The organism is Bradyrhizobium sp. SZCCHNR1002, from assembly GCF_032381435.1.
In the GTDB taxonomy this organism is placed as follows: Bacteria; Pseudomonadota; Alphaproteobacteria; order Rhizobiales; family Xanthobacteraceae; genus Bradyrhizobium; species Bradyrhizobium aeschynomenes.
The window spans coordinates 263,822-278,859 of sequence record NZ_JAUHIS010000001.1; the positions used below are offsets into that span (position 1 = coordinate 263,822).

The 15,038-nt window shown below is 64.3% G+C and carries 13 protein-coding genes; all 13 read left to right on the forward strand.

The genetic code is table 11. The features are described 5' to 3' along the window. Positions 1–266 precede the first annotated feature (266 nt). The 13 genes from QX108_RS01125 to QX108_RS01185 all read left to right on the forward strand — a co-directional run bounded on the left by QX108_RS01125 (position 267) and on the right by QX108_RS01185 (position 14,987). Positions 267–2,207, forward strand: a complete 1,941-nt coding sequence (locus QX108_RS01125) for a substrate-binding domain-containing protein (RefSeq protein ID WP_315784759.1) — start codon at positions 267–269, stop codon at positions 2,205–2,207. Positions 2,208–2,537: 330 nt separating this feature from the next. After that, positions 2,538–3,239, forward strand: coding sequence for an energy transducer TonB (locus QX108_RS01130; RefSeq protein WP_315726126.1), 702 nt, complete (start codon positions 2,538–2,540; stop codon positions 3,237–3,239). A gap of 95 nt (positions 3,240–3,334) precedes the next feature. Further along, positions 3,335–3,910: an RNA polymerase sigma factor gene (locus QX108_RS01135; protein WP_315799379.1), complete on the forward strand. Its 576-nt coding sequence runs from the start codon at positions 3,335–3,337 to the stop codon at positions 3,908–3,910. 120 nt (positions 3,911–4,030) lie between these two features. After that, a complete protein-coding gene (locus QX108_RS01140; protein ID WP_315784754.1) occupies positions 4,031–5,146 on the forward strand; it encodes a FecR family protein in 1,116 nt (371 codons plus the stop codon). Between the two features lie 338 nt (positions 5,147–5,484). Then, entirely contained in the window at positions 5,485–7,191 is a 1,707-nt protein-coding gene (locus tag QX108_RS01145; RefSeq protein WP_315784752.1) for a ShlB/FhaC/HecB family hemolysin secretion/activation protein, read from the forward strand. Then, positions 7,191–9,167, forward strand: a complete 1,977-nt coding sequence (locus QX108_RS01150) for a MotA/TolQ/ExbB proton channel family protein (RefSeq protein WP_315719694.1) — start codon at positions 7,191–7,193, stop codon at positions 9,165–9,167. The genes QX108_RS01145 and QX108_RS01150 overlap by 1 nt, the downstream gene beginning before the upstream one ends. 5 nt (positions 9,168–9,172) lie before the next feature. Next, entirely contained in the window at positions 9,173–9,577 is a 405-nt protein-coding gene (locus tag QX108_RS01155; RefSeq protein ID WP_172130583.1) for an ExbD/TolR family protein, read from the forward strand. 178 nt (positions 9,578–9,755) lie between these two features. Further along, positions 9,756–10,076 carry a hypothetical protein gene (locus tag QX108_RS01160; RefSeq protein WP_172130581.1) on the forward strand — a complete coding sequence of 107 codons (321 nt, stop codon included), beginning with the start codon at positions 9,756–9,758 and terminating at the stop codon, positions 10,074–10,076. After that, a complete protein-coding gene (locus QX108_RS01165) occupies positions 10,073–10,828 on the forward strand; it encodes a TonB C-terminal domain-containing protein (RefSeq protein WP_315784749.1) in 756 nt (251 codons plus the stop codon). The genes QX108_RS01160 and QX108_RS01165 overlap by 4 nt, the downstream gene beginning before the upstream one ends. 38 nt (positions 10,829–10,866) lie before the next feature. After that, complete coding sequence (locus QX108_RS01170; protein WP_315719697.1) at positions 10,867–12,741, forward strand: putative porin; 1,875 nt, start codon at positions 10,867–10,869, stop codon at positions 12,739–12,741. A 3-nt stretch (positions 12,742–12,744) separates the two neighbouring features. Further along, positions 12,745–13,344: a hypothetical protein gene (locus QX108_RS01175; RefSeq protein WP_315784747.1), complete on the forward strand. Its 600-nt coding sequence runs from the start codon at positions 12,745–12,747 to the stop codon at positions 13,342–13,344. Beyond that, on the forward strand, positions 13,341–14,399 hold the full coding sequence (locus QX108_RS01180) for a peptidylprolyl isomerase (protein ID WP_315784745.1): 1,059 nt from the start codon (positions 13,341–13,343) through the stop codon (positions 14,397–14,399). The genes QX108_RS01175 and QX108_RS01180 overlap by 4 nt, the downstream gene beginning before the upstream one ends. Before the next feature lie 66 nt (positions 14,400–14,465). Beyond that, positions 14,466–14,987, forward strand: coding sequence for a YbjN domain-containing protein (locus QX108_RS01185; protein WP_315719700.1), 522 nt, complete (start codon positions 14,466–14,468; stop codon positions 14,985–14,987). Positions 14,988–15,038: the final 51 nt, after the last annotated feature.

The window sequence follows — 15,038 nt, forward strand, 5'->3', positions numbered from 1 at the left end:
CGCTCTTCGAACATGAAGCGAGATTTTTTCGGAAAGAGATTCGCCGAGACGCGACGTGAATTGTCTCACTACTGCAAGCCACCGATCACAACGATGCGAGAGACTGTTTTGAACCGTCGATCGTCTCAATGACCGCGCGGGTCGTCCGAGAGCGGGATGTCTCGTTCGACTAACAATTAAATGGCGACGGTTCTCTTCCTCGAAGCAGCTGGCATCGCTGCGTCTCGATGGCTCGCAACTCGACTGCAACCTCATGGAGACTTCCGATGACTCATCGCTCTTCCATCGACCGCCTGCGCGGCACCGCCTCGGTGTTCGTGCTGTCGGCTGCTGCGGCTCTCGCCGCAGCCGTGCAGCCTGCTGCGGCTCAGACCGCGGTGTATGGCGGCGGCAGCACGCTGGTGTCGCTCGCCATGCGGCAGGTCATGGACTGCTACAACGCCCAGACCGTGACCAATGACGGCTACAGCTTCTCGCCCAGCTTCGATGCGACGCTTCCTACACCCGGCCTGTTGCCCGGATCTCAGGACGGGGCCAATTGCGGTCAGGTTGGTGCGCTCGGAACGGTCGGTCTCTATGCTGCTGTCGGCTCCGGCGCCGGCCAGCGCGCGTTCATCACCAACGATCCGAAACAGCTGCTGCGCGGCAGCGCGCCCTCGCTGTCTCTGCCGGCCGTTCCGCCGGTCTTCCTCGAGAGCAGCGTCGCGGCGCTCGCGACCTATCCCTACGCACGCGTCGACTTCGGCGCCGGCGACTCGCCGCTTCCGAACACGCTGACCGCGACGGCGCTGACCAACTTCACCCCGGCCAGCAACTGGCAGGATCAGACGGCGATCGCCGCCAGCAACGCGTCCTCGGCGACCACGTATAACGCCGCTGGGTTCGGCCCGGCGATCCAGCTGCCTATGATCGAGGCGCCGGTCGCGGTCGTCGTCAACACCAGCAACACGCCGGTGGCGACCTGGACCGTCAATTCGGCCGGCACCGCAGGCACGCCCGGTTCGGCGATCCAGCTCTCGACCGCTCAGCTCTGCGCCATCTTCTCGGGCGAGGTGCGCGACTGGAGTTCGACGGCCGCGATTGCAGCGCTCGACAATGTCGGCCAGGCTCGCGTGCAGACCTTCATGGACGACAACACCGGGAACGGCGGCGCGGCCCAGGCCTATGTGTCGAACTCGCTGCCGATCCAGGTTGCGTTCCGGTCCGACGGCTCCGGAACCAGCTACATTCTGACCAACTTCCTCGCCAACAGCTGCCCGCAGCTGGACGTCGATGGTTCGCACAACTACGCGAAGATCTTCACCGGTGTTGGTGTCACCTTCCCGAGCACCGCCGTGACGCTCAACAACCAGGTGGCGGGCACCACCACCACCACGACCATCGCCGCCAAAACCAACGCCTCGGCCGCCAATCTGCCGTCGACGACGTTCGCCATCCTGATCGCCAACATCAAGGCCGTGAAGGGCGTCGACGTTTCGACCGGCACGGGCGGCTGGCTCGCCGGCAACGGCACCGGCGAAGTCGCCGACACCGTGAGCAGCAATGCGCAGGATGCCAACGGCAACTACCTGGGCGGTCGCATCGGCTATGTCAGCAACGATTTCGCCAAGCCCTACAATCCGGCCAACGGTGCTCCGGCCTCGGCCAGCATCCAGAACGACGAGCAGCGAGCCCGCGGCATCTATCACCCGGGCGACCTTGGGGAGAGCTTCATCGCGCCGACCCCGACATCGGGCGATAACGCTTTCAAGAGCGTTGCGGTCCCCACGGGCACAACCTATACGGCCTGGAATCTGTACAATCAGGTGTATGTCGCCGGTACAACGTTGGGCGACGGCACGACGGTGGTTCCTGACGACGGTAAGGTGGCCGGCATAAACGTGGTCGGCAAGTCGCAGCTCGGCCTGCCGATCATTGCGGGCGCCTATCCCGTCACGGGCACGACCTTCGCCTATCTCTACAGCTGCTACAACACGGCGTCGGCCCCGACCCGCGTGACCGATATCACCAACTTCCTGTCCTGGTTCTATGCGAGCCAGGATGCGGCAAGCGTGCTCCAGAACAACGGGTTCAATGCGCTGAATGCCAACTTCGCCACGGTGATCAACTCGTCGTATCTGACGGCTGGCAGCGGCACTGCCATCTCCGGCAGCTCGACCCAGGTTGACGGCTGCAGCTCCGTGGCCGTCGGCGCGGGTGCGCAGTAAGCGGTGATTGAGCCGCCTATCGCGCGTTGAACGCGGATCAACTCTCGAGGCCGGGCGCCCTGATCGCGCCCGGCCTTCTCATTTTCGATCGATCTCGCCGACTGCACGTCATGGGTGATCATCTCCTCTGGAGAGTCTGAAACGATTGCATCGCACCTCGACATCTGTTGAATAACGAGATACCACCCTGCTCATTCCGACGACGCTGGCGGTGAAGATCGGATTGAGCTCGATGCGTTTCGACCGCTTAGTTCGTGATGTCCGTCTGAGCGATTGGATGGGTTGAATTCGATGGGACGGGACACGTGGCGATCCGGGCAGTTGGACGAGGTGCCGTTGCACGATTGGCATGCGGCAGCGCCGGCGCTCGGGCTGCGCTCGCTCGCAGCCGTTGCAATGACGGTTCCGGCTCTCTTGGCATTTGGTGTCTATTGGCTGCGCCACACCCCTGCAGGCGACGGTCTCGGTCCCGTCGACAATGTGATGCAGGTCCGTCTGGTCGCGTCGCAGACGGCGGAGACGCCCCATCGGGACGCCGTGATCACCGGGCCGAAGCCGGCTTTGACGAGCGTCTCGAGATCGGATTCGGCGGTCTCTGCTGCGCCAATTGATGTGCCCTCGGGAAACGCTCCATCATCGGAGCCAACATCCTCGCATGCACTGGCAGAGCTGCCGCCCTCTCCGGCATGGGACGCGCCGATTCCCGGTTCGCAACTGGCCCTTGCTCTGACGACGCCCGATCAAAAGACGATGACGTTCGTCCGGAGCGTCAAGTCCCATATCGCGAGATTTCAGTATTATCCGGAGCGCGCCGAGCGCGAGCGCATCCAGGGCACCGTCGGCCTCGTACTCACCCTGCAACGCAATGGCACGGTTACGAAGGTCCGCATCGCTTCGAGCTCAGGGGCAGCGTTGCTCGATGCTGCCGCCGTCGACATGGTGAAAAGGGCTCAGCCGCTGCCGAGCATCCCCGTCGAGTTGCCTGCACAGCTCAATCTCGACTACACGATCGCGTTCGACCTGCCACAGTAGCCGTCCAACGGCCTTGCGAACGCGAGTCGTCACGTAGCTGTCATTCTCCCCCGGTAGGTACATTGGTGGGGCTGAGATCGGTCGGAAAACGGCTGATGTTACGGGGCGGCGTTGTGTCTTACTCGAACAGCAAATCGCTGCGCGATGTGCTCGTAGCTGATTACGAGAGTTTGGCCCGCCGTCTGACGCGTTGCCTTGGCTCACCGGACGTCGCGCGCGAGGCGCTTCATGAGGCGTTCGTGCGGGCCGACCGCGTGTCGGACGCGGTTCCCCTGCGCAGTCCTGTCGACTATCTGTTTCGGATGGCGCTCAATTTGGCAAAGGATCATCGCAAGGGCGAGCGCCGCCTCCTCAACGCTTCGGAAATCGAAGCGATCATGGCCTTGCCCGACGACCGGCCGGGACCGGCTGCCGCGTTCGAGTCGCGCCTGGAATTCGAGCTGTTCGAACGGGCGCTCGCGGAACTGCCGCAGCGAAAGCGCGATGTGTTCATATGCGCTCATATCGAGCTTGTTCCGCATCGTGAGATTGCCACACGCTTCGGCATCAATGTGCGGACTGTCGAATTCGACCTGCAGCACGCCATGGAGCATCTCAGCCGGCGGCTTGGACGCAAGGTCGTGCGTCGATTTGGTCCTCGTGCGTCGTCTCGATCCAACGAACTGGGCTAACGAGGCGCGTTTCCGGCCAGCGGCAGCCTTGCCGCATTCCGGGCAGATACGCTAAGCAACGACGCATTGCGGCTGGAATGCAATTCAAGCCGCTGCCCATGTCGAGATTCAACGTGCAGATTGTTCGATATTTCATTTCGGTCCAGCGCTATGCGGGTCGTCTATCGAATGACCGCAGGGCGTCGCCATGAGGGAGTCGCCCTCTGGCCGCCGAAACAAGCGAGCGACCTGATCTTGATCGCAGGCGACGACGACCGCACGGAAATGGATCAGACCCTGCGTCAGGGCCTGGCATGGGTGATCCGTCTGCATTCCGGGGAGGCAACCTCGGATGACGCCGCGGCTTTGACGTCATGGCGCGAACGGAGCCCCGAGCATGAGGCTGCATTCCGACAGGCTGTCATGCTGTGGCGCCGGTTCGGTGATGCGACCCGCCAGCTCGCCGCGGACCCGGCCTTCGCTCAGGTCGATGCTCGGCGCGCGCCTGCGTCCCGTGCCGCGATCGGTCGCCGCGCGCTGATCGGAGGAGCCATGGCGACCGCCGCGTCGCTGGCTGCGGGATACCTGGTGGTGCGCCCGCCCTTGGAACTCTGGCCTTCACTGCAGGAGCTGTCGGCGGACATGCGGACAGCCAAGGGCGAGCGGCGCAGCGTTGCGCTGACCAGCGACGCCTCGGTCGTGCTGAACACCCAAACCAGCATCGCGCTGCGGACGGTAGACGGGCCGCGACGGTTCGAACTGCTCTCAGGAGAGGCGGCCGTGCAATGTGCGCCGGCAGCGCAGGACCCGGTGATCATTGATGCAGCGGGCGGGCGCGTCACGGCCTTGCATGCCGATTTCAATCTGAAGTGCCTGGGCGGCGTCGTGACCGTCTCTTGTCTCGACGGCAGCGTTGACGTCGCCTGCGGCGGGCGAGGGACCAAGATCGTCAAAGCCCAGCAGGTCTCATACACGGTCGACCACGGACTGGGATCGACCTCCCGGCTGGACGTCGACGCCGTCAAGGCCTGGCAGAACGGCCTGCTGATCGTCCGTGATTGGCCGGTGACCCGCTTAGTGGCCGAGATCAACCGCTACCGCCCGGGCAAGATCGTGGTCATGGACGAGCAGCTCGGACGGCGCATGATCTCGGGCACCTTCCGTCTCGATCGCCTGGACGACTTCATCAGTCAGGCCGAGAGCCTTTTCGGCGCCAAGGCGCGGCCTCTGCCGGGAGGCCTCGTCCTGCTGAGCTAACGCGCCTCGCTGGATGAAGATCCGTGCCGTTCGCAAGTCCTCTGGATTCTGCACGGCGCATCGCCCCACGAGCAGGTCGCTCGCTCGGTATATCTTCTCTTGACCGATCCAGCCAAAGTGCCGTGACCGCAGCCGCCGAGGGTTGCCCTCATGCAGGTGTTGTACGAACGCCGACCCAGGGCCGGCGAATCGTTCCGCTTCGTCGAAGCAATCGTTAAGAAATCGATTCAGTCTCGCGCGGGTCCGATCGTCTTTCCGACCGAGGCACCATGGTCGCGGCTTCCCGTCGCGACGTCATGTGCGTGCCGGTTGATGAGCGGACGTCGGTGCGGGTCAGAATGGAAGAGGAGAGGGGCGGGCGCCGCTCCGCGCGTCCGACGTCGTTCGGCGCGGAGGTCGTCGTGCTGGCTGCCGCCGTCCTGGTCGGCGGCTGTATTGCTCCCGCGCGGGCCCAGGCGGCGGGAGCATCGCCGGCTGCTGCGGGCGCCGCTCCGGCCAGGCCTGCTCCCGGCCCCGCATTGCGCTTCGATATCGATGATTTTGCGGTAAAGGGAGCGGAGAAGCTCACGCAGGTCGACCTCGAAGAGGCGATTTATCCCTTCCTCGGCCCGAACAAGACCGCCGACGATGTCGAGAAGGCGCGTGCGGCGCTCGAGAAGGCCTATCACGACAGGGGCTTTCAGACCGTCTCGGTCGAGGTGCCGCCGCAGAATCCAGCCAATAAAGTAGTCGTGCTCAACGTGAGAGAGCTGAAGGTCGGCCGCCTACGCGTCAGGAACTCGCGCTATTTCGATACTGACAAGATCAGGGAGGGCGCGCCATCGCTGAAGGAGGGCTCGGTCCCCAATTTCAACGATCTCACCAAGGACATCTACGGTCTCAATCAATGGCCGGATCGCCGCGTCACGCCGGCGCTGCGTGCCGGCGTGACGCCAGGAACGGTCGATGTCGACCTCAATGTCGAGGACAAGGCTCCCTTGCATGGCAGTCTCGAGATCAACAATCGGCGTTCGGGCGGTACGACCGCGACCAGGGCGATCGGGACCGTCCGCTACGACAATCTCTGGCAGCTCGGACACTCGCTGACACTCAGCTATCAGGTGGCGCCACAGCGACGCAATGATGCGGAGGTCGTGTCGGTGTCCTATCTCGCACGGTTGCCCGTCGATTGGCTCGCTCTGCTCGCCTATGCCGTCAAATCGAACAGCGATGTCGCGACCGTCGGCGGCACCAACATCGTCGGCCCCGGCCAGATCGTCGGAACTCGTGCGGTCATGACGCTGCCCGGACGCGACGGTTTCACCCAGACGCTGTCGGCCGGCGTGGACTACAAGCACTTCTTCCAACTGGTCTCGCTGAACGGCAGCGGCTTCGCGTCCCCCGTCACCTATTTTCCTGCGGTCGCGAGCTATACGGGAACGTTCCAGGGCGAAAACTTCACGACACAGTTCAACGCGTCGCTGACGTCCAATCTGCGCCCGCTGTCGAGCGACCATCAGGCATTTGAGAACAAGCGCTTTTCTGCATCCGCCAGCTTTACGCATTTCAACCTCGACATCTCGCATACGCAGGAGCTGCCCGAAGGCTATCAGATGTGGGGACGGCTGCAGGCGCAGAAGGCCGACGGCCCGCTGGTGTCCAGCGAGCAGATCAGCGCCGGCGGTCTCGACACGGTGCGCGGCTATCTCGAATCGGAGACCCTCGGCGACGATGGCGTCACCGGCAGCTTCGAACTGCGCAGTCCCGATATCGGCGCCATGCTGCAGAAGCAGATGAAGGATGAGACGGGGCAGGGCGCGCCGCGGTTCACGACCTTCAACGAGACGCGGCTGTTCGTGTTTGCCGATGCCGGCCTCGTGCACGTGCAACGCGCGCTGTCTGATCAGATAGCGCAATCAAATCTATGGAGCTACGGCGTCGGCGCCCGGTTCAGGATGTTCAGCGCGTTCAATGGCCTGTTTGCGCTGTCGGTGCCAATGACCGACGAAACCTATACCCGCGCGGGGCATCCGCGCCTCAATGTCCGGCTCTGGGGCGAATTCTAATGGTAACGCGACGTAAGAACCGGGATGCTGGCAGCCCGCGCGCTGTCGTGAAGCTTGCCGCGCGACTGTTCGGTGCGATCGCCGCGCTGGCGATCCTGTCGTCTCCGGCCAGCGCCTGGTGGAACGACGATTGGCAGCTGCGCAAGAAGATCAGCATCGATGCCAGCGCGTCCGGCGCCAACGTCACCGATCCGATCGGCACCATCCCCGTGTTGATCAGGCTGCACCCGGGCAATTTCCGGTTCAGCGCAACCAAGGAGGATGGCAGTGACCTGCGCTTCGTCGCCGGCGACGACAAGACTCCGCTGAAGCATCACATCGAAAAATACGACGCGCTGCTCGGCGAGGCGTTGGTCTGGGTGTCGGTGCCCAGCCTCGCCTCGGGCGCCAAGACGGAGATCTGGCTCTACTACGGTAACAAGAAGGCCGTGCCGAACGCGGATGCCAAAGGCAGCTACGACCCGGATTTCGCGGTCGTGTATCACTTCAACGAACGTGGCACGCCGGCGTTGGATTCCACGGTCTGGGGCAACAATGCGCAAAGCGTCGGACAGCCCGCGGAGGGCGCGCTGATCGGCACGGGCCTGCGCCTCGACGGGCGCGCGCCCCTCATGCTGCCGTCGGCATCATCGCTGGCGACGGTTGCCGACGCCGGCTGGACGTTGTCGCTGTGGGTCAAGCCGGCCGCGCTGCAGCCGAACGCCGTCCTGTTCAGCCGCCGCAACGGCGGCGACGGCATCCTCGTCGGTCTCGACAATGGTGTGCCGTTCGTGGAGGTCTCGGCTGGTGGCTCGTCGCAACGCAGCGCGGCGGCGGCGCCGATCGCTGCGGCGAGCTGGCATCATCTGGCGGTCGTCGCAGCATCCGGAAAGACCACGCTCTATCTCGACGGCAGTCCCTATGCCGCTCTCGACACCGGCCTGCCGGCGCTCGATACCACGGCGCAGATCGGCGGCTCCGACGCCGGCGCGACTCCGGCTGCGGCGCAGCCGGTCTCTTCAGCTGCCGGCGATGCAGCCGCTACGGACGCTGCTCCCGCGCCGTCCCTCGCTAATGATGCCGCGGCGGCAGGCCCGACGGCAGCGGCATTCGTCGGCGACATCGACGAGCTCCAGATCAGCAAGGTCGCGCGTCCCCAAGGCTTCATCCGCATCGCTGCGATCGGGCAGGGACTCGACCACGGCAAGCTGATCGCCTTCAGCGTGGACGAGGAGACGGCGAGCTGGCTGTCGGGCTATTTCGCAGTGATCCTGAAGTCGGTCACGCTCGACGGCTGGGTGGTGATCGGCGTGCTGCTGGTGATGGCAGCGATCAGTTGGATGGTGATGTTCGACCGGGCCTCCTATCTTCGCCGACAGGCCAAGGCCAATGCCCGCTTCCTGCAGGCGTATCGTGATCCGAACTTCGATCTCGCCGTCTTATCCAGTGGCAACGCCGAGGCCGTGGCATCGCTGTCGGGCGGCATCGGTAAGCGCGATACGATCGTGGTGCGCTCGTCCTCGCTCTATCGCATCTATCGTGTTGCGGCCGAGGAGATTCAGCGCCGTTCGGCGCGAAGCTCGTTGCCCTATCTTTCCGCAACGTCGATCGCCGCGATCCGCGCGGCCCTTGATGGCGGTGTCGTCAGGGAAGTTCAGCGCCTGAACAGGCTCATGGTGATCCTGACCATCGCGATCTCGGGCGGACCCTTCCTCGGACTGCTCGGTACCGTCGTCGGCGTGATGATCACCTTTGCGGCGATCGCGGCAAGCGGCGACGTCAACGTCAATGCGATCGCTCCAGGCATTGCCGCGGCGCTGGTTGCGACCGTCGCCGGCCTTGGCGTCGCGATCCCGGCGCTGTTCGGCTACAATTATCTGATTTCCCGGATCAAGGATCTCACCGGCGATATCCAGGTCTTCGTCGACGAACTGGTGACGCGGCTCGCGGAACTCCATTCCGCGGATCAGTCCGATCGTCGCATGGCGGCGGAGTAGCTGCCATGCAGGTCAATGCCGACTCCAAGCCTTATGACGATATCAACATCACGCCGATGTTGGATCTCGCTTATGTGCTGCTGGTCATCTTCATCATCATGACGACTGCCACGGTGCAGGGGCAGAAGGTCAACCTGCCGAAGGCCTCGGCCGCGCCGAGCCTCGCGACGCAGACCACGAAGGCGATCACGATCGCCAATGACGGCAAGATCTTCCTCGACACCATTCCGGTCACCTTGCCGGAGCTGGAGCAGCGCCTGATCCAGCAAAAGGCGCTGACGCCCGAATTCCCGGTGGTGCTGCGCGGCGACGCGCAGGCGCAATATCAGAGCGTGATGGACGTTCTCGACCTGCTGGGCCGCATCGGCCTGACGCAGGTCGGGCTCGCGACCAAGCCGCTGGTGAAGTGATCGATGCGGGTCTGATCACATGCGCAAATCGCCCCCCACCCAACCGCCAGGTCCGCATTCCCCCGAGAGAGTGCTGGTGCAGATGCGTGAGCTCGCTCGGCGGACACGGATGCCGTTCTCGCCAGCGCAATCGGATGGCAGGTCGGAGTCGGTCGCCGGCAGTCGAGCATCCGCCGCAGTGCTCCCGTTTCCGGCCAGCAGCGAGGCTCTGCTTGCCAGTCTCGTGCCGACGCTTCGCGGTCTCTACCTCGGCGCGGAGGATGAAAGCGACCCGTTTCTGATCACGATGTCGCATGGTCCGCATCCGCGCCTGTCGATCGATCGCGATGCCTATGTCGAGATCCGGCATCAGCCGGACACGTTCCTCCTGAAGATTGCCGCCGCGCCGGATTCGAAGATCACGTTCGAGACCCCGGATTTCGCCATGCTGGTGAAATTCGTGCTGCAGTACTTGGCCGAGCGGCACGGTGACCTCGGGGCGAGCGGGAGCTCGTCGTGAGCAGACTTCAGACGAGCCGATCGGTGTCCGCCGACGTCGCAAGAGGAGATGCGCCGCCGAGCCGGTTGCGATCGACGCTACGCATCGTCGTCGCCATCGCAGGAATCGTTCTCCCGCTAGGCAGCGTCGCCTATTGGGTGCTGGCACAGCGCGATCAGCCGCCGCCGCCGCGCCAGGTTCACGAGATCACGCTGCTCGCCGTCACGCCGCCGCCACCCCCGCCCCCGCCGCCGAAGGTGACGCCGCCGGTCGAGCAGAAGATGCTCGAGCAGCCGAAGATGGCGGAGCCGGAGTTCAAGGAGGAACGGCCGGTCGACAAGCCGCAGGACAAGCCGATCAAGGATGCCAAGGACGATCAGCCGCCGGGCCCGCTGTCGCTCGATGCGAAGGCGACTGGCCCCGGCGATCTGTTCGGTCTCGGCGGCAAACCCGGCGGCAATCCCTATGGCGGTGCGGGCGGTGGCGGCAGCAGCCGCTGGGGCTGGTACGCATCGATCATTCAACAACAGATCGAGGCGGCGTTGCGTGCGAACGAGAAGACTAAGAAGGCGGTCATCCGCGTGCAGATCAGCCTGTGGGCGGACAGCTCCGGGCGTGTCAGCCGCGTGCAACTGCTGTCGTCGACGGGGGATGCCGAGCTGGATCAGGCGCTCCGCGACGATGTCCTCGGCAATCTGACGCTCCGTCAGCCGCCGCCCAAGGACATGCCGATGCCGATCGTGACGCGCGTCACGGCGAGCCGGCCGAGCTGATTTCCGTCATGGACTGCGAACTAAGGGGACTGGGGACGATGTTTGAGACTCTTCCAAATGCACGCCGGTGTGCGGTCCTGATCGCCGCCTCGCTCGCGGCGATGGGGGGTGCCGCCCCGGCATTTGGCCAGGCCGCAGGGCAAACCGCCATGCCGGACAGCAAAGCCGGCGCGGCCAGGCCCAAATTGTCGGACGCAAGACCGGCTTCGCCGAATGCGACGATCAATCTCGTTCATCTCCTCGTGAAGCAGGGCGTTCTGACCGAAGATCAGGCGGCTGGGCTGATCAAGCAGGCCGATGATGAGGCCTACATCGCCCGTCAGGCGGCGAAGGCTGCATCCACGAGGGCCGACGAAGCGGCCAAGGCGGCGAATGCCGCTGCGGCGGCGAGCGAGCCGAAGGGGACACGGCACGTCACCTACGTGCCCGAGATCGTCAAGCGGCAGCTGCGCGAGGACATCAAGCGCGAGGTGATGGCGAAGGCGGAGCAGGAGAATTGGGCCTCCCCGGGCAAATATCCGGAATGGGCGCAGCGGATCCGCTTCTACGGGGACATTCGTGGCCGCTACCAGGGCAGCTTCTTTCCGACGGGCAACGACCAGTTCGATGCCCTCAACTTCAACGCGGTGAACACCGGCTCGCCCTACGACATGGCGAGCCCGTACAACCTGCCGACCTATAACACCACCCAGAACCGCAATCAGATCAAGCTCCGCGCGCGCCTGGGCATGGAGGCCGATCTCACCAGCGGCTTCAATGCAGGGATTCGGATTGCAACCGGCGAGTCGAACTCGCCGGTGTCGACCAACCAGACCATGGGCGGTGGAGGTTCGAACTTCTCGAAGTTCGGACTATGGCTCGATCGGGGCTACCTGACCTATCAGGCCTGGGACCGCAACCTCGTGGCATCGGTCGGACGTTTCGATAATCCGTTCTGGTCGCCGACTGATCTCGTCTGGCACCGCGATCTCGGCTTCGACGGCTTCGCCGTGCAAGGCCGATATGCCGTATCCGACAGCTTCACGCCGTTCGGCGTGCTCGGCGCGTTCCCGATCTTCAACACGGATTTCAACGCGGGTACCAATCTGGCTCAGCTCGACTCCAAGTTCGCGAGCCGCGACAAATGGGTGTTTGGAGGTCAGGTGGGCTTCTCGTCACGGTTCGACTCTTTCCGTGAATTGCGTCTGGCTGCGGCCTTCTATGATTTCGAGAACGTGCAAGGACAGGCGTCGCAGCCTTGCTACGTGCAGTCGAGCTCGGACATCTGCAATACCGATCAGACGCGGCCGTTGTTCGCCCAGAAGGGCAACACCTACATGCTCCTGCGGAACCTACAGGTCGGCTCCTGGAACAACTTCGGGACGACCTCTCTGTACCAATACTATGGCCTGCTCCAGCAATTCCGGCCGATGACGGTCAGCGCGTCGCTCGATCTGGGCGACTTCCATCCGTATCACATCGTGCTCGACGGCGAGTTCGTCTGGAACACCGCGTTCAATCGCGGGCTGGCGGCTGCGGGGACGGGTCTTCCGGCCAGCGTCGGCATTACGTCGCCGGGCGTGGCGCTCAACAACCGTGCTGCGTCGTCCGACGGAAAGACCGTCGGTCCGTTCAACGGCGGCGACAAGGGCTGGATGGCGCGGGTCACGGTCGGAAAGAAGGAGATCAGGCATCTCGGCGACTGGAGCGTGCATGCCGGCTACAAATATCTCGAATCCGATGCGACCGTGGATGCATTCGTGGATTCCGACTTCGGTCTGGGCGGCACCAACCTCAAGGGCTATTTCCTGGGCGGAAGCTATGGACTGAGCCCGAATGTCTGGGCATCGCTGCGCTGGCTGAGCGCCAACAATATCGGCGGCGTGCCCTATGCCGTGGATGTCGTTCTCGTCGATCTCAACGCGAAGTTCTGACCAATGCGCATGCGATCATTGATTGTCATCATCGCCGCGGCCGCGTGGAGTCCGATCGGGTCGTCTCGTGCGGCCGATAGCGACGCCGACCGGTTGCGCGAGGCGCTGCGCGCGGCGACCTTGCAGACACGTCAATTGGAGGACCAGCGGGCGGCGCTGCAGGCCAAACTCGCCGAAGCAGACAAAGAAAAAGTCGTCGCCAAGGCTCAGGTCGAAGCTGCGAAGGCCGAGACCCGCAAGATCGAGAAGCGGGAGCGCGAGACGACGGAGGAGTTCAACCGCCGCCTCGCGGAGCGCGACGACACGCTGGAGAAGTGGAAGGCCGCCTATGAGGAGGCGGCTGCCGTCGCCCGCGATCGCGACGCGGCCCGTGCGAAGTTCGAGGCCGAAGCGAAGGCCTATAAGGCCTCGGCCGATAGCTGTGTCGCCAAGAACACGCAGCTGATCAAGCATGGTCAGGACCTGCTGCAACGTTATCAAAGTGTCACCGTTGGCGACACAATCGTCGCACGTGAGCCCGTCCTCGGTCTGCGGCGCGTCGAGATCCAGAACGCGATTCAGGACCTCCAGGACAAGATCCTCGACCAGAAGGCAGCACCATGAACTCGTCAGCGTTCGGCCGCGCAGCCCGCATGCGATCATTCCAGGCTTGGGCGCTGGCCATGGCGCTGGCCTGCATTCCCCTGGCCGTTTCTGCTCAGACGGCGCCGCCGCGCAGCCAGGCACCTGCGGCCGTGAAGCCGAAGCCGGCAGCGCCCGTTGCGCCAGCGACGACGCAGCCTGCGCCGGCGGTTCCGGCGCAAGGCGTCGGGCAAGGAAAGGGCGGGGGAAGCGACGAGGTGATCGCGCGCGTCGGCGGCACCAACGTGTCGGCCGACGAGATCCGCAACTATGTCGCAGCGCTCGGGCCGCGCGAGCGTGCCGCGTTCGGGCAGGATCCCAACCTGCTCAGCCAGGCCGTCCGCATGATGCTCGCCAACCGCATCGTGCTGCAGGAGGTCGTCGCCAGGAAGTGGGACCAGCAGCCGAGCATCGCCGAGCAGCTCGACCGCGTGCGGGAGAGCGCGGTGGTGGAGTTGTATCTGCAGTCGATTTCGACCCCGCCGGCCGGCTTTCCGAGCGACGATGAGCTGCAGAAGGTCTATGATGCCAACCGCGCCGCCTTGCTGATGCCTCGGCAGTTTCAGCTGGCGCAGATCTTCGTGCCGATCCCAAAGGACGCGGACAAGGCGGCCGAAGAGAAGGCCAAGAAGGCCATCGATGACGCTCAGCGCAGGCTGAAGGCGCTCGGCGCCGACTTCGCGGCCATCGCCAATGACAACAGCGACGTCAAGAACGGCGGCGATCTCGGGTGGATCGTCGAAAGCCAGATTCGGCCCGAGATCCGCACTTCGGTGATGGAGCTCGCCAAGGGCGCGATGTCGGAGCCGGTCCGGCTCGAAGACGGCTGGCATATCATCAAGCTGGTGGACACCAAGGCCGCTTACACCCGGACCCTTCCGGAAGTCCGTGACGCACTGGTGCAGCAGATGCGTAACGAGCGCGCCGCCGCTCTGCGGCGTGCCTATCTGGCCGAGATCGTCAAGCAGCATCCGCCTGTCATCAACGAGCTCGCGCTGTCGAACCTGCTCAGTGAGCAGGTCTCGGCAGCGAGATAGCACGCAAACGCGACTGGCGGGCTCGCACAGCCACCACTCCACGTCCCGCTCTCACGGAGCTTTCTGATGTCCGAGACCATGATCGACAAACTGTCCCTCGACCGTCTCCGTGAGCTGTTTCAGCTCGCCGGCTATCGAGTGGAGACGCTGACGGATCCAGCCGCTGATGTCGCCTATCTGCGTTCTGCGACCAATGGGATTGCGTTTGACATTCGCCCGGGCAATCCGGTGCCGGGCGACGAGCCGGCCTTCGTCGACCTGGCACTGATCGCGGTGCTGCACGTGCAGGGTGAGTTACCGCTGGACCTGGTCAATCGCTGGAACGCGACCCGACGTTTCGCACGGCTGCATTTCAGTGCGCCATTCCTCGTGCTGACGTCCGACATGTCGGTCGCGGGCGGCGTTGCGCCAAGCCATGTGCGTGGTCAGATCGAGATCTGGGATCAACTCGTGCAGCAGCTCGTGAGCTTTCTGCGCGAAGAGCTTGCGGCGCTGGCATCGCCAAAGCAGACCCAGTCTGGACCGCAAGCGGCGGCTGCGAGCGGCAGCCGGACGGCCGAACTCAACCCCGCGCATCCGGTCCAATAGGCCAGCGAGGTCGCCATCTTCGCCGATGCTGTCGCACCTGGTAGGTCTCCA

Excerpts from the sequence above, each read along its gene's own strand:
- QX108_RS01125 (WP_315784759.1), top strand. The coding sequence starts at position 267 with ATGACTCATCGCTCTTCCATCGACCGCCTGCGCGGCACCGCCTCGGTG.
- QX108_RS01135 (WP_315799379.1), top strand. The coding sequence starts at position 3,335 with ATGTTACGGGGCGGCGTTGTGTCTTACTCGAACAGCAAATCGCTGCGC.
- QX108_RS01145 (WP_315784752.1), top strand. The coding sequence starts at position 5,485 with ATGGAAGAGGAGAGGGGCGGGCGCCGCTCCGCGCGTCCGACGTCGTTC.
- QX108_RS01150 (WP_315719694.1), top strand. The coding sequence starts at position 7,191 with ATGGTAACGCGACGTAAGAACCGGGATGCTGGCAGCCCGCGCGCTGTC.
- QX108_RS01155 (WP_172130583.1), top strand. The coding sequence starts at position 9,173 with ATGCAGGTCAATGCCGACTCCAAGCCTTATGACGATATCAACATCACG.
- QX108_RS01170 (WP_315719697.1), top strand. The coding sequence starts at position 10,867 with ATGTTTGAGACTCTTCCAAATGCACGCCGGTGTGCGGTCCTGATCGCC.
- QX108_RS01175 (WP_315784747.1), top strand. The coding sequence starts at position 12,745 with ATGCGCATGCGATCATTGATTGTCATCATCGCCGCGGCCGCGTGGAGT.
- QX108_RS01180 (WP_315784745.1), top strand. The coding sequence starts at position 13,341 with ATGAACTCGTCAGCGTTCGGCCGCGCAGCCCGCATGCGATCATTCCAG.
- QX108_RS01185 (WP_315719700.1), top strand. The coding sequence starts at position 14,466 with ATGTCCGAGACCATGATCGACAAACTGTCCCTCGACCGTCTCCGTGAG.